We start from the raw sequence: 13940 nt of genomic DNA on the forward strand, positions 1-13940 counted from the left end.
CCATCCTGCGCACCAGCGGCTCGGTCCCCCGCCGGTAACCGGTGTTGAACTGCGGCTGCCCGCAACACGTCTGCGCCACCGGGAAATCCACCACCACCCCCAACCGCTCCAGCAGAGCCACCACCGCCCGGCCCGTGTCCGGGAAGAGGGCATCGTTGACACAGGTGACGAAGAGTGCGACACGCATCACAGCTCCGGGGGTAGGGGGTGGGAAAGGGTGCTCATCCTCGTTCTCCGGTCACGAGAGGCCGATGCGGGCGGCGGCGGAGTTCCACGCCTTCGCATCGCCCTGCGGGGTGTAGCGGCACAGGTCCTGGGTGCGGGAGACCAGGCGGCGCATGTCGGAGCGGTCTCCGACCACGGCGTGGGCGCGGGCCTGGACGAGGATGTTGCCCAGGGCGGTGGCCTCGGTGGGGCCGGCTACGACCGGCAGGCCGGTGGCGTCGGCGGTGAACTGGCAGAGCAGTTCGTTGCGGCTGCCGCCGCCGACGAGGTGGACGACGCGGATGTCGCGTCCGGCGAGTTCCGCGGCCTGGCGCAGGGTGTGGCGGTGGGCGAGCGCGAGGCTCTCCAGGATGCAGCGCACGACAGCGCCCTGGCTCTCCGGCGGCGTCTGGCCGGTGCGGGCGCAGTACTCGGCGATGCGGGCCGGGATGTCCCCGGGGGCGAGGAACTCGGGGGCGTCGGGGTTGACGAGGGCGGCGAAGGGACGTGCACGGGCGGCTTCGTCGAGGAGCGGGGGCAGGTGGTGCGGCAGGCCGCGCGACCGCCAGGTGCGCTGGCTCTCGCTGAGCAGCCACAGGCCCATGATGTTGCGGAGGTAGCGGGTGGTGTTGTCGATGCCGAGTTCGTTGGTGAAGTTGGCGGCCCGGGAGGCATCGGTGAGGACGGGCCGGTCGAGTTCGAGGCCCGCCAGGGACCACGTGCCGCAGGAGATGTAGGCGAAGTCGGTCGTGACGGCCGGGACGGCTACCACGGCGGAGGCGGTGTCGTGGGAGGCGACCGCCGTCACGGGGGTGGTGGCGGGGAGCCCGACCGTCTCGGCCACCCCCGGCAGCAAGGTGCCGGCGAGGTCGCCCGGTCGGCGCAGCGGGGGCAGCAGGCCCGGATCGAGGCCGAGCGCGGCGAGGACCGGCTGTGACCAGGTGCCGGTTCGGGCGTCGTACAGGCCGGTGGTGGAGGCGTTGGTGGCTTCCGTTCCGGTCGTACCGGTGAGCCAGTGGGTGATGAGGTCCGGGATGAGCAGCAGGGTGCGGGCGCGGTGGAGCTGCTTCTCGGCAGCGAGCTGGTAGACGGTGTTGAAGGACAGGTGCTGCAGGCCGGTGATGCGGTACAGGTCGCGTGCCTGGATACGGCCCCAGACCTGTTCGACGACCTGGGCGGTGCGCGGGTCGCGGTAGTGGAAGGGGTTGGCGACGAGCGCTCCGTCGCTGTCGAGCAGGCCGTAGTCGACGGCCCAGCTGTCGATGCCGATGGAAGCGACGGTGGTGGAGCGGGCGGCTTTCCGCAGCCCGTCGAGGACGCCTTGGTGGAGGCCGAGGATGTCCCAGTGCAGGCCGGTGGGCAGCTGTGCGGGAGTGTTGTCGAAGCGGTGCGTCTCGGTGAGGTCGAGGGTGTCGCGGCCGACGTGGCCGACGACGACCCGTCCGCTGGTGGCGCCGAGATCCGCTGCAGCGAACGCGGTGGGTGGTGCGGAGGAGCTGAGCGGTGTCACGGCGATGGTCCTCGGTGGTGCGGGGGGATGTTGGGGTGGGCGCGGCCGCGGCGTCGTTGCGACGGCCGCGCCCGGGCGCTCCGGGGCCCGGCGGCCGGGGTGTGTACCGGCCGCCGGCCTCGTTCCCGCCTGACGGAGCGGACGCGGCGGGGGGCTTCCGGAGCGGCTCTGGGTGTCAGCGCAGGAAGGCTGCGGCGACGCCGGCGTCGACGGGGACGTGGAGGCCGGTGGTGTGGGTGAGGTCGCCTCCGGTCAGGGCGAAGACAGCGCCTGCGACGTGCTCGGGGAGCACCTCGCGCTTGAGGAGGGTGCGCTGGGCGTAGAACTCGCCGAGCTTCTCCTCCTCGATGCCGTAGGTGGCGGCGCGCTGGGCGCCCCAGCCTGCGGCGAAGATGCCGGAGCCGCGGACGACGCCGTCGGGGTTGACGCCGTTGACGCGGATCCCGTGCTCGCCGAGTTCCGCGGCCAGCAGCCTGACCTGGTGGGCCTGGTCGGCCTTGGTGGCGGAGTAGGCGATGTTGTCGGGGCCTGCGAAGACGGCGTTCTTGGAGGCGATGTAGACGATGTCGCCGTCGAGGTTCTGCTCGATCATGGTGCGGGCGGCCTCGCGGGAGACGAGGAAGGAGCCGCGGGCCATGATGTCGTGCTGGAGGTCCCAGTCCTCGGCCGTGGTCTCCAGCAGCGGCTTGGAGATGGAGATGCCGGCGTTGTTGACCACGAGGTCGACGCCACCGAACGCCAGGGCCGCTGCCTTGAACGCCTCGGTGATCTGCTCCTCGTCGGTGACGTTCACCGTGACCGCCACGGCCTTGTCCGGGCCGCCGAGTTCCCCGGCGACCGCGGCGGCGTTCCCGGTGTTCAGGTCGGCGACGACGACGCAGGCGCCCTCGGCGGCCAGGCGGTGGGCGATGGCCCTGCCGATGCCGGAGCCGGCTCCGGTGACCAGCGCGACGCGGGACGCGAGCGGCTTGGCCTTCGGCATCCGCTGGAGCTTGGCCTCCTCCAGCGCCCAGTACTCGATGCGGAACTTCTCGCTCTCCTCGATCGGCGCGTAGGAGGAGACGGCCTCGGCGCCGCGCATCACGTTGATCGCGTTGAGGTAGAACTCGCCGGCGACCCGGGCGGTCTGCTTGTCCTTGCCGAAGGAGAACATGCCCACGCCGGGGACGAGGACGATCGCCGGGTCGGCGCCGCGGATGGCCGGGGAGTCCGCGGTGGCGTGCCGGTCGTAGTAGGCCTGGTAGTCGCGGCGGTACTCGGCGTGGAGTTCCTTCAGCCGGGCGACGGCCTCGTCCAGGGGCGCGGTCGCGGGCAGGTCGAGGACCAGTGGGCGGACCTTGGTGCGCAGGAAGTGGTCGGGGCAGGAGGTGCCGAGCGCGGCGAGGCGCGGGTGCTCGGCACGGGCCAGGAAGTCCAGCACCGGGGCGGTGTCCGTGAAGTGGCCGACCTGGCGGGTGTCCGTGGAGGCCAGGCCGCGGACGACCGGGGCGAGGGCAGCGGCCCGCTCCCGGCGTGCGGCCTCGGGCAGCGGCTGGTGGCCGTCGAGCTGCGGGCCGAACGGGTCGGCCTTGCCGCGGTCGGCGAGGAAGGCTTCGGCGGTGCGGATGATGTGCAGCGAGTTCGCCTCGGCCTCCTCGCCGGTGTCTCCCCACGCGGTGATGCCGTGACCGCCGAGGATGCAGCCGATCGCCTGCGGGTTGGCGGTCCTGACGGCGGCGATGTCCAGGCCGAGCTGGAAGCCGGGGCGGCGCCAGGGCACCCACACCACGGTGTCGCCGAAGCACTCGGCGGTCAGCTTCTCGCCGTCGGCGGCGGTGGCCAGCGCGATGCCGGAGTCGGGGTGCAGGTGGTCGACGTGGGCGGCGTCCACGAGACCGTGCATGGCGGTGTCGATGGACGGTGCGGCGCCGCCGCGTCCGTGCAGGCAGTAGTCGAACGCGGCGACCATCTCGTCCTCGCGCTCCACCCCCGGGTAGACGTCGACGAGGGAGCGCAGCCTGTCCAGGCGCAGTGCGGCCAAGCCGTTCGCGGTCAGCGTGCCGAGGTCGCCGCCGGATCCCTTCACCCAGAGCAGCTCGATGTCCCGGCCGGTGGCCGGGTCGGTGTCGGTGCCCTTGGCGGAGGTGTTGCCGCCTGCGTAGTTGGTGTTGCGCGGGTCGGAGCCGAGCCGGTTGGAGCGCGCCAGCAGGGCGGCGACTTCGAGGTGCAGAGCCATGGCGGGAGGGTCTTCCTTGTCGGTGCGGGTGGCGCTCACGTCGCGTGGGGTGCGGGCCGGCCGGAGGGTGCGCCGGATCCGGCCGGCCCGCGGTTCGGGATGGTCAGGCGCCCCAGCCGGCCTGGGCGCCGCCGGCACGTCCGGCGGTGGTCTTCTCCGCCCAGCCGGTGGCACGGTAGGCGGCGAGCGGGTCGGGGTGCAGCCCGGTCTCCGCTCGGACCTCGGCGAGCAGCGGGCGCACGTCGGTGGCGAAGGCGTCCATGAGGACGGCGTTCGCGCCGAGCACGTCGCCGTCGGACTGTGCGGCCGCCAGCGCCTGACGGTCCACCAGGAGCGCCTTGGCGGTGGCTTCCTGGACGTTCATCACCGAACGGATGACTGCGGGGATCTTCGCCTCGATGTTGTGGCACTGGTCGAGCATGAAGGCCACGCCGGTCTCCGCCGCAAGGCCCCCGTTCCCGGCCACCTCGTGCATGATGCGGAACAGCTGGAACGGGTCCGCGGCGCCGGCCATCAGGTCGTCGTCCGCGTAGAAGCGGGAGTTGAAGTCGAAGCCGCCGAGCTTCCCCTCGCGCAGCAGGAACGCGACGATGAACTCGATGTTGGTGCCCGGGGCGTGGTGGCCGGTGTCCACCACGACCTGCGCCTTCGGGCCGAGCTTGAGGCAGTGCGCGTAGGCCGTGCCCCAGTCGGGCACGTCCATCGTGTAGAAGGCCGGTTCGAAGAGCTTGTACTCCAGCAGCATCCGCTGCCCCTCGCCGAGGCGGGCGTACACCTGGGCGAGGGCCTCGGCGAGGCGGCCCTGGCGGGCGGCGACATCGTCCTGGCCGGGGTAGTTGGTGCCGTCGGAGAACCACAGCTTCAGATCGCGCGAGCCGGTGGCGTCCATGATGTCGACGCATTCCAGCAGGTGCTCGACGGCCTTGCGCCGTACCCGCGGGTCCGGGTTGGTGACGGACCCCAGCTTGTAGTCGTCGTCCTGGAAGACGTTCGCGTTGATCGCACCGATCTCCAGGCCGAGGTCGGCCGCATGGGCGGTGAGCTTGCCGTAGTCCTCGACGCGGTCCCAGGGGATGTGCAGCGACACCTTCGGCGCGACGCCTGTTGCGGCGTGCACCTGCGCGGCGTCCGCCAGCTTCTCGAAGGGGTCGCGCGGCACACCTGGCTGGGCGAAGACCTTGAACCGGGTACCGGAGTTCCCGTAGCCCCACGAGGGGGTCTCGATGCGCTGGGCCTTCAGCACATCCTTGACAGCAGGCCGCTCGGACACGGGCACCTCTCAGCAACTTGAATCGTTTCAAGATGGACGGTAGGTCGAATCCCCCGCCCCGTCAAGGCGGTACTGGTGCGACAAACCGAGCTGGCGTAGCTTGAGAGCGACACCGGGCCGATGCCGGTGAAACTTTTCAACTGCTGGTACGGGGTGGAACGAACTCATGGGTGGTACGGCCGGGATCAAGGACGTGGCGCGCCTCGCCGGGGTGTCGGTCGGCACGGTGTCGAACGTCATCAACCGCCCGGACATGGTCGGGGAGGACACCCGCCACCGCGTCCAGGCCGCCATCGACCAGCTCGGCTACATCCGCAGCGAGTCCGCACGTCAGCTCCGGGCCGGACGCAGCCGGATCATCGGCCTGCTCGTCCTCGACCTGGGCAACCCCTTCTTCGTGTCGGTTGCCAGAGGGGCCGAGAAGGCCGCCCGCGCGGCGGGCCTGGGCGTGATGGTCTGCAACAGCGCGCAGAGCCCCGCCGACGAGGCCGACTACCTGTCGCTCTTCGCCGAGCAGCGGGTGCGCGGCGTCCTGCTCACCCCGGCGGACGCCACCGCCGCGGCGACGGCGGTGCTGCGCCGCAACGGCGTCCCGTTCGTCCTCGTGGACCGCGTACTGCCCGGGGCGGACGCCTGCTCGGTCGCGGTGGACGATGTCGCGGGCGGCGCCATGGCCGTCCGGCACCTGCTGGAGGGCGGGTACCGTCACATCGCCTTCGTGGGCGGCAACCACCCCCTGCAGCAGGTGCGCGACCGGCGCGAAGGTGCCCTGGGAGCCCTGGGGCAGGAGGGGTACGGCCCGGAGTGCCTGGTCGACGTCGGCGTCGACCGGCTCGACGTGGCGGCGGGCCGGGACGCCGGCGCGCGGATCCTCGGGCTCACGCCGCGGCCGACCGCCGTGTTCTGCGCCAACGACCTGCTGGCCCTGGGAGTCCTCCAGACGGCCTACGCCGCCGGCCTGCGCGTACCCGAGGACCTTGCGATCGTCGGGTACGACGACATCGAATTCGCGGCAGCAGCCGCAGTGCCCCTGACGTCGGTGCGCCAGCCGGCGGAGACGATGGGCCGGACCGCGGCGGAACTCCTGCTGGAGGAGACCGGCGAGGACGCCGCCGGGCACCGGCACCGCCAGGTCCTGTTCCAGCCGGAGATCGTGGTCCGGCGCTCCAGCCTCCGGGGCGCATGACCTCCACCGGCACCCGGGGCCTTGAAACCGTTCGACTCCGCCCTGCCGACCCGGTGACGGAGGGGCCCGCCTCGGCGGCGCTCCTGCGCCCCGCTCAGCCGGCCTTCGGCGCAGCGGTGCTCCGGCGGACCACGAGACGGGGGGTCATCGAGGTCTGCATGGCGCGGGTCCGGTGGCCCTCGACCCGTTCCAGGAGCATGCGCGCCGCGGTGGAGCCCATGGTGTGCCCGGCCTGGTCGACGCTGGTGAGCTGCACCGGGGCGAGAGCGGCGACGGCGGTGTTGTTGTACCCGACCAGCGACACGTCGCGGGGGATGGCCAGGCCGAGTTCGTCGGCCGCCCGGTAGACGCCGAGGGCGGCCACGTCGGCACCCGTCATGACGGCCGTCGGAGGGTTGGGGCCGCCCAGCAGCTGCAGCCCGGCGCGGTAACCGCCGTCGTCGGAGTAGTCGGTGGGGACGACCTCGGCCGCGTCCTCCAGCCCGTGGCGCTGCATGGCCTCCAGGTAGCCGGCGGTCAGGACGATCTCCGGGGTGAGCTTCCAGCGGCTCGCCCTGGTGCCGGGGGCGGACAGCAGGGCGATCCGGCGGTGCCCCAGCGACACGAGGTGGTCCACCACCAGACCCGCCCCCAGGCCGTCCGCGTCCACCACGGAGTCGTGGACCCCGGCGACGTCGTGGTGCCCGATGATCACGGTGGGCGTCGTGGCAGCGGTGGCCAGGATCTCGCTGCGCGGGCTCCCCGGGGCGATCAGGATGAGCCCGTCCATCTGACGGTCCACCATGGCCCGGACGGTCCGGGCCTGGCCCTCGGCACCGAAACCCGCGGCTCCGATCATCACGGTGTAGTCGCTGTCGCGGAGCTGCTCCTGGATTCCGTCGATGATGTCGGCGAAGAAGGTGTTGCGCATGTTGTCCAGCAGCACACCTATCGTGTACGTGCGGCCGCGCATGCCGCGGGCCGCCGCGTGCGGGCGGTAGTCCAGCTCGGCCATCGCGGCGCGGACGCGCTCCTGCATGGCGGCGCTCACCCCGTAGGCGTTGCGCAGGACCTTCGACACGGCCGCCGTGGAAACTCCGGCGTGCTGGGCCACGTCCGTGATGGTCACGCGCTTCGAGCGTTTCGCCGATGCCATGCGCAGCGCCCTCCCGTCTCATTGGATGAACAACGTTCTACACGATTCTTGCAGGCCGGAGCGCCGCTACGGAAGAGATGACCACGACGTTACGTCCTCGTGTCTTGACGCGACAGGCCCGCGAAGGCACTGTAGTGGCACTTCCAGCGAAGAACGTTCTACACAACCGGGGCCCCGTCTGAGCGCGTCCCGCCGTCTTCGCCGCAACGCCTCCTCCTCAATGACGCCAGGGAGCACAGCCGTGACCATCTCCTCCACCCGCCCCGGTAGAGCCCGCTTCGTCGGTCTCACCGCGAGCGCAGCCACCGTCGTCCTCCTCGTCTCCGCGTGCGGCGGCACAGGCTCGGGTGCCGCCGCGGCGCCGAAGGACTTCAGCTACCTCTCGGTCGTGGAGAACACCACCGTCAAGACGGCCCTCACCACCCTCTCCCAGGGCGCCTGCACCGAGCAGAACAAGGCCCTGCCGCTCAAGGTCGACACCGTGCCGCAGACCGGCCTCGACCAGAAGCTCCAGCTGCTCGCCGGCCAGGGCGCGCTCCCGGTCCAGTTCGCCGCCGGCAACGCCCCCGCCCTGACCAACCAGCTCTACAAGTCCGGCAAGGTCGCGAACCTGGAGGACGAGCTCACGAAGCTCGGCGTGTACGACCAGCTCCAGCCGGCGGCGGTCTCCACCATCAAGGCGCTGTACGAGGGCAAGCTCGCGGTGCTGCCGTACGAGTACAACATCGAGGGCATCTTCTACAACAAGAAGCTGTTCGCCGAGCACGGCCTCGCGGTTCCCAAGACCTGGGACGAGCTGCTCGCCGTCTCCGCGAAGCTGCAGGGCGCCGGCGTGCAGCCCTTCGCCGCCTCGGGCCAGCAGGGCTGGCCCCTCACCCGCCTCGTCAGCGGCTACCTGTACCGCAGCCTCGGCCCGAACGCGATGGAGCGCATCGCCAACGGCAGTGCCAAGCTGACCGACCCGGAGTACGTGGCCGCCGCCGCCAAGGTCGCCGAGCTCGGCAGGAAGGGCTACTTCGGTCAGGGCGTCGGCTCGATCGACTACGACACCGCGATGAACCAGTTCCTCAGCGGCAAGGCCGGCATGTTCTACATGGGCAGCTGGGCGCTCTCGAACATCGCCGACCCCGAGCAGAACACCGTGGGTGCCGACAACGTGGGCTTCATGCCCTTCCCCGCGGTGGCCGGCGGCAAGGGCTCGATCGACCAGTACCCGTCCAACGTCGGCCTGCCGATCGCCCTGAACGCCAAGAGCTTCGACAAGAACACCGGCGCCTGGGTCAAGTGCATCACCCAGAACTACGGCAGCACCGCGCTGAAGGACCAGGGCACCATCTCCGGCTTCAAGGTCAACACCCCCGTCGCCGACAAGAACGCCGTCACCAAGCAGGTCCGCGCGACGATCGACGCCTCCGAGCAGAACGTCCTGTGGTTCGAGGCCCTGTTCAGCACCAAGGCCACGACCGTCAGCCAGTCGAACGCGGCCTCCCTGGTCACCGGCAGCACCAGCCCCGAGAAGTTCATGCAGCTGGTCCAGGACGCCCAGTCCGGCCAGTGAGCCCCGGACGCCGACGGCCCGGGAGCGGCGGCACCCGCCGCTCCCGGGCCCCCGGCGCAGACTCCGGGCCGCTCATCCACTACAACGAAGGACACGACCATGCACCGCGTACTCGGTGACCGCAGGGCCATCATGATCCTGGTGGGTCCGGCCCTGCTCGTGTACTCCCTCATCATGCTCGTCCCCATGGTGTGGTCACTGGGCTACTCGTTCACCACGGGCAACGCCATCGACGGCTTCACCTGGAGCGGGCCGGACAACTTCCGGCGCCTGTTCTCCGACCCGGCCGTGCACTCGTCCCTGTGGTTCACCGTCAAGTACGCGGCCGTCGTGACCATCGGCCAGGTCCTGACCGGATACGGGCTCGCGCTGCTCTACACCTTCCACCTGAAGCGGGCCTCGGCGCTCATCCGCACCCTGGTCTTCTTCCCGGTCGTGCTGCCGACCGTGGCCGTCGGCCTGCTCTTCCAGAAGTTCTTCCAGGTCGCCCCGCAGACCGGGCCGGTCAACTCGCTGCTGAACATGGTCGGCATCGAGTCGATCGACTGGTTCGGCAGTTCCGGCAGCGCGTTCTGGGTGCTCATCCTGATGGACGTCTGGCGCTCGATGGGCTTCTACGCGGTGCTGCTCTTCGCCGGCCTGGTGGACATCCCCGAGGAGACGCTCGAATCGGCCCGCCTCGACGGCGCGTCCGGGCTGCGCCTGATCCGGCACATCGTCCTGCCGCTGTCCTTCCCGGTCCTCATGTCGTCCGTGATCTTCAGCATCAACGGCACCCTCAAGGTCTTCGACTCCGTCGTCGCCCTCACCAACGGCGGCCCGGGCAACGCCACCACGCCGCTGACCCTCTACATGTTCCAGACGTCCTTCACCTACAGCGAGTACGGCTACGGCAGCGCGATCGCGTTCCTGCTGACCGTGCTGTGCCTGCTGGTGACCCTGGTCGTCTTCCGCGTCTCGCGGCGCGACCTCACGAAGGGCTGACCCCATGTCCACAGACGCGCCGCCGCAGGTCCTGGCACCCCGGCCCTCCCGTGGATCCCACCGCTCCCGGCCGCCGAAGCGCCGCCCCCTCGGGAAGCTCCGGGTGAAGGCGGTCATCGCGGTCCTGCTCGTCATCGAGGTCTACCCGCTGATCTGGATGTTCCTCACCTCGCTGAAGTCCAACAGCGACTACCTCGACAACTCCACCTGGAGCCTGCCCACCACCTGGGAATGGGGCAACTACACCGAAGCCTGGACCACCGGCCACATCGGCCTGTACGTCCGCAACAGCGTCTTCGCCGTCGCCCCCTCCCTCGCGTTGATCCTCCTCATGGGTGCGGCGGCCGGCTTCGCCCTGCAGATCATGGTGTGGAAGGGCCGCGACCTGACGCTCCTGATCTTCCTCGCAGGCGTCATGGTGCCCGCCCAGATGATCCTGCTGCCGCTCTTCTCCGTGTACTTCCGCACCGGACTCTCCGGCACGCTGTGGCCGCTGATCCTCACGTACACCGGCACCGGCCTGCCGCTGACGGTGTTCATGATGGCCACCTACTACAAGAGCGTGCCGCGCGAGGTGTTCGAAGCCTCCACCCTCGACGGTGCGAGCATCCTGCGCTCCTTCTGGACGATCAGTCTGCCGATGATCCGCAACGCGATCCTGACCGTCGGCCTCGTGCAGTTCTTCTTCATCTGGAACGACCTGCTCGTCGCGCTGACCTTCACCAACAGCCAGGACCTGCGCACCGTCCAGGTCGGCCTGCTGAACTTCACCGGAGACTTCGGCGCCACCCGGTACGGCCCCCTGTTCGCCGCGATCTGCATCAACGTCGCCGGCACGCTGCTGATCTACCTCTTCCTCAACCAGAAGGTCATGAAGGGCCTCACGGGAGGCGCCGTCAAGGGCTGACCACCGCCACTGCCCTCCCCGCCCCCACGCACGGGGGCCGCACCACCCACGTCACGGAAGGTCCCCTTGGTGATGCTCCTCCAACCTGCCCCGGTGTCGTTCGAGCACCTGCCGGACGGCCTCGGCCTCGGCACCCCCCGACCGCGCCTGTCCTGGCAGCTGCCCGCCGGCACCGCGGCCCAGGCCGGGTACGAGATCGAGCTCGACCGCGGCGGACGCCTCCACCGCACCGGGCGCACCGACGGCGCCGGGCAGGTCCTGGTGCCCTGGCCCGGCGCCCCCCTGGTCTCCCGGGAACGCGTCGCAGTCCGCGTCCGCGTCTGGTCGGACACCGGGGAACCGTCACCGTGGAGCGAGCCCGGCGTCGTCGAGGCCGGCCTGCTGGACGCCGCCGACTGGGTCGCGGTGCCCGTCGGCGGCACGTGGCCGGAAGACCCCGACTCGGACCGCCGGCCCTCCCGTGTCCGCAAGGACTTCACCCTCACCGCGCCCGTCGAGCACGCCCGTCTGTACGTCACCGCCCACGGTCTGTACGAGGCCGAGATCAACGGCCGACGCGTCGGCGACGACGCCCTCTCCCCCGGCTGGACCGTCTACGGCGAACGCCTGCGCTACCGGACCTACGACGTCACCTCCCACCTCGCCGAAGGCGCCAACGCCATCGGCGCCTGGCTGGGCGACGGCTGGTACCGCGGCCGCTTCGGCTTCGACGGCGGCACCCGCAACATCTACGGCGAAGACCTCTCCCTCATCGCCCAGCTGGAAGTCACCCACACCGACGGCACCACCACCGTCATAGCCACCGACAGCACGTGGAGCGCCGCCGTCGGCCCGATCCTCACCAGCGGCCTGTACGAGGGCGAAACCTTCGACGCCCGCCTCGACGACGCCGGCTGGTCGGCCCCCTGGTGCACGGACGCGGAGCAGTGGACGGCCGTCTCCGTCGGCGCCCGGGATCCGCGCACCCTCGTCGCACCCCAGGGCCCTGCGGTGCGCTGCACGCAGGAGGTCGCACCCGTCACGGTGACCCGCACCGCCGACGGCCGCCACCTGCTGGACTTCGGCCAGAACCTCGTCGGCCGACTGCGCCTCACCGTCGACGGGCCCGCCGGCACCGTCGTCACCCTGCGCCACGCGGAGGTGCTGCAGGACGGCGAACTCGCCACGGCACCCCTGCGCGAGGCCCACGCCCGCGACACCTACGTCCTCGCCGGCGACGGGCCGCGCACCTGGGAGCCCCGGTTCACCCTCCACGGCTTCCGGTACGCCGAGATCACCGGCTGGCCCGGCGACCTGGCCGACGGCGCCGTCACCGCGCGGGTGCACCACACCGACATGCGGCGCACCGGCTGGTTCGAGTGCAGCGACCCGCTGGTCAACCGCCTCCACGAGAACGTGGTCTGGAGCATGCGCGGCAACTTCGTCGACATCCCCACCGACTGCCCCCAGCGCGACGAACGCCTCGGCTGGACCGGTGACATCCAGGTCTTCGCCCCGACCGCGAGCTACCTCTACGACTGTTCGGGCATGCTCGACTCCTGGCTCACCGACGTCGGCATCGAGCAGCTGCCCGACGGCACCGTCCCCTGGTACGTGCCGGTCATCCCCGGCAACGACGTCTGGACCCCGATCCGGCCCGGCGCCGCCTGGGGCGACGTCGCCGCCCTCACCCCCTGGGTGCTGTACCGGCGCTTCGGAGACCTCGGCCTGCTCCGCCGTCACTACCCGACCGGCCGGGCCTGGGTCGATCTGGTGGAGCGTCTCGCGGGCCCGACCCGCCTGTGGGACACCGGGTTCCAGCTCGGCGACTGGCTCGACCCGATCGCCCCGCCGGACGACCCGGCTGCCGGCCGCACCGACCGCCACCTGGTCGCCACCGCCCACTTCGCGCGTTCCGCCCGTCACCTGGCCCTGACCGCAGGGGAACTGGGCGAGGACGACGACGCCCGGCACTACGGCGCACTGGCCGACGAGGTCACCGCCGCGTTCCGGGAGCGGTACGTCCTGCCCTCCGGGCGGATGACCAGCGACAGCCCCACCGCCTACTGCCTGGCCATCGCCTTCGACCTGCTCGACGGCCCCGCCGCACGCATGCGCGCCGGCGACCGGCTCGCCGCCCTCGTGCTGCGCGACGGCGCCCGGATCGCCACCGGCTTCGTCGGCACACCGCTCATCTGCGACGCCCTCGCCGAGACGGGGCACCTCGACGTCGCGTACCGGCTGCTCACCCAGACCGAGTGCCCCTCGTGGCTCTACACCGTCACCCAGGGCGCCACGACCGTCTGGGAGCGCTGGGACAGCCTGCGCCCCGACGGCAGCCTCAACCCCGGCGGCATGACCTCCTTCAACCACTACGCCCTCGGCGCCGTCGCCGACTGGCTCCACCGCTCCGTCGGCGGCATCGCCCCCGCCGCACCGGGCTACCGCACCATCACCTACCGGCCCCGCCCCGGCGGCGGCATCACCTGGGCGAACACCCGTCACGAAACCCCCTACGGCACGGCAGCGCTGTCCTGGGAACTGACCCCGGACGGCATGACGACCCGCATCACCGTGCCCTCCGGATGCCTCGGCACCGTGGACCTCCCCGGACTCGACCCGATCACCGTCGGGCCCGGTGAGCACGTGCTCGACACGGCCGGCTCGCAGGTCGCCTCGACGCCGGGCTCCCTCGCCCGGGCTCTCACGGCCACGGCGGCACACCGCCGTTCATAGCGTGTCCAGCGATGTCCCCGCCACTGTCGGTCGATGGCGGGGGCATCGCTGCATGTCGGCAGGCATGCCGGTGCGACGTTCCGGCCGTACGGATCCCGCAGCGGACGGGGAACAGCCGACACAGCCGTCGGCGCCTTCGGCGGCATGCGGGGAGACCGTGATGCGCTCCGGTTCGGAGAGCCGGAAGCGGCACGAGGGTCCGGTACGGCCTGGTCGGCGCGCAGGACGGTCGTCATGAGCCACGAGAAGCCCGGCC

The 13940-nt window shown here is 71.2% G+C and carries 10 protein-coding genes; 5 read left to right on the forward strand and 5 right to left on the reverse strand.

Going from position 1 to position 13940, the window contains the following annotated elements; translation table 11 throughout:
- The 4 genes from SNE206_RS30080 to rhaI all read right to left on the reverse strand — a co-directional run.
- On the reverse strand, nucleotides 1-187 hold a 187-nt coding region (locus SNE206_RS30080; protein WP_407916677.1), incomplete at its 3' end, for a heterodisulfide reductase-related iron-sulfur binding cluster.
- Between the two features lie 51 nt (nucleotides 188-238).
- Nucleotides 239-1714, reverse strand: a complete 1476-nt coding sequence (locus tag SNE206_RS30085) for a rhamnulokinase family protein (RefSeq protein ID WP_407916678.1) — start codon at nucleotides 1712-1714, stop codon at nucleotides 239-241.
- A 175-nt stretch (nucleotides 1715-1889) separates the two neighbouring features.
- A complete protein-coding gene (locus SNE206_RS30090) occupies nucleotides 1890-3929 on the reverse strand; it encodes a bifunctional aldolase/short-chain dehydrogenase (protein WP_407916679.1) in 2040 nt (679 codons plus the stop codon).
- Between the two features lie 103 nt (nucleotides 3930-4032).
- Nucleotides 4033-5199, reverse strand: coding sequence for an L-rhamnose isomerase (gene rhaI, locus SNE206_RS30095; RefSeq protein WP_407916680.1), 1167 nt, complete (start codon nucleotides 5197-5199; stop codon nucleotides 4033-4035).
- A 166-nt stretch (nucleotides 5200-5365) separates the two neighbouring features.
- Between rhaI and SNE206_RS30100 the strand changes: the two genes are divergently transcribed.
- A complete protein-coding gene (locus SNE206_RS30100; RefSeq protein ID WP_407916681.1) occupies nucleotides 5366-6385 on the forward strand; it encodes a LacI family DNA-binding transcriptional regulator in 1020 nt (339 codons plus the stop codon).
- A gap of 94 nt (nucleotides 6386-6479) precedes the next feature.
- Here SNE206_RS30100 and SNE206_RS30105 read toward each other — a convergent pair whose 3' ends face one another.
- The gene (locus SNE206_RS30105; RefSeq protein ID WP_407916682.1) at nucleotides 6480-7493 is read right to left on the reverse strand and encodes a LacI family DNA-binding transcriptional regulator; all 1014 of its coding nucleotides are present in this window, start codon (nucleotides 7491-7493) and stop codon (nucleotides 6480-6482) included.
- A 268-nt stretch (nucleotides 7494-7761) separates the two neighbouring features.
- Here SNE206_RS30105 and SNE206_RS30110 point away from each other — a divergent pair, with 268 nt between their 5' ends.
- The 4 genes from SNE206_RS30110 (at nucleotide 7762) to SNE206_RS30125 (ending at nucleotide 13684) form a co-directional block, all read left to right on the forward strand.
- On the forward strand, nucleotides 7762-9078 hold the full coding sequence (locus SNE206_RS30110) for an ABC transporter substrate-binding protein (protein ID WP_407916683.1): 1317 nt from the start codon (nucleotides 7762-7764) through the stop codon (nucleotides 9076-9078).
- Between the two features lie 99 nt (nucleotides 9079-9177).
- Complete coding sequence (locus SNE206_RS30115; RefSeq protein WP_407916684.1) at nucleotides 9178-10062, forward strand: carbohydrate ABC transporter permease; 885 nt, start codon at nucleotides 9178-9180, stop codon at nucleotides 10060-10062.
- Nucleotides 10063-10066: 4 nt separating this feature from the next.
- Nucleotides 10067-10969 carry a carbohydrate ABC transporter permease gene (locus SNE206_RS30120; protein ID WP_407916685.1) on the forward strand — a complete coding sequence of 301 codons (903 nt, stop codon included), beginning with the start codon at nucleotides 10067-10069 and terminating at the stop codon, nucleotides 10967-10969.
- Between the two features lie 72 nt (nucleotides 10970-11041).
- The gene (locus tag SNE206_RS30125) at nucleotides 11042-13684 is read left to right on the forward strand and encodes a family 78 glycoside hydrolase catalytic domain (RefSeq protein ID WP_407916686.1); all 2643 of its coding nucleotides are present in this window, start codon (nucleotides 11042-11044) and stop codon (nucleotides 13682-13684) included.
- Nucleotides 13685-13940: the final 256 nt, after the last annotated feature.

Source organism: Kitasatospora sp. NE20-6 (genome assembly GCF_045862635.1).

Bases quoted from the DNA above. Each gene is read 5' to 3' on its own strand.
- SNE206_RS30090 (WP_407916679.1), bottom strand. From the start codon at position 3,929: ATGGCTCTGCACCTCGAAGTCGCCGCCCTGCTGGCGCGCTCCAACCGG.
- SNE206_RS30100 (WP_407916681.1), top strand. From the start codon at position 5,366: ATGGGTGGTACGGCCGGGATCAAGGACGTGGCGCGCCTCGCCGGGGTG.
- SNE206_RS30115 (WP_407916684.1), top strand. From the start codon at position 9,178: ATGCACCGCGTACTCGGTGACCGCAGGGCCATCATGATCCTGGTGGGT.
- SNE206_RS30120 (WP_407916685.1), top strand. From the start codon at position 10,067: ATGTCCACAGACGCGCCGCCGCAGGTCCTGGCACCCCGGCCCTCCCGT.
- SNE206_RS30125 (WP_407916686.1), top strand. From the start codon at position 11,042: ATGCTCCTCCAACCTGCCCCGGTGTCGTTCGAGCACCTGCCGGACGGC.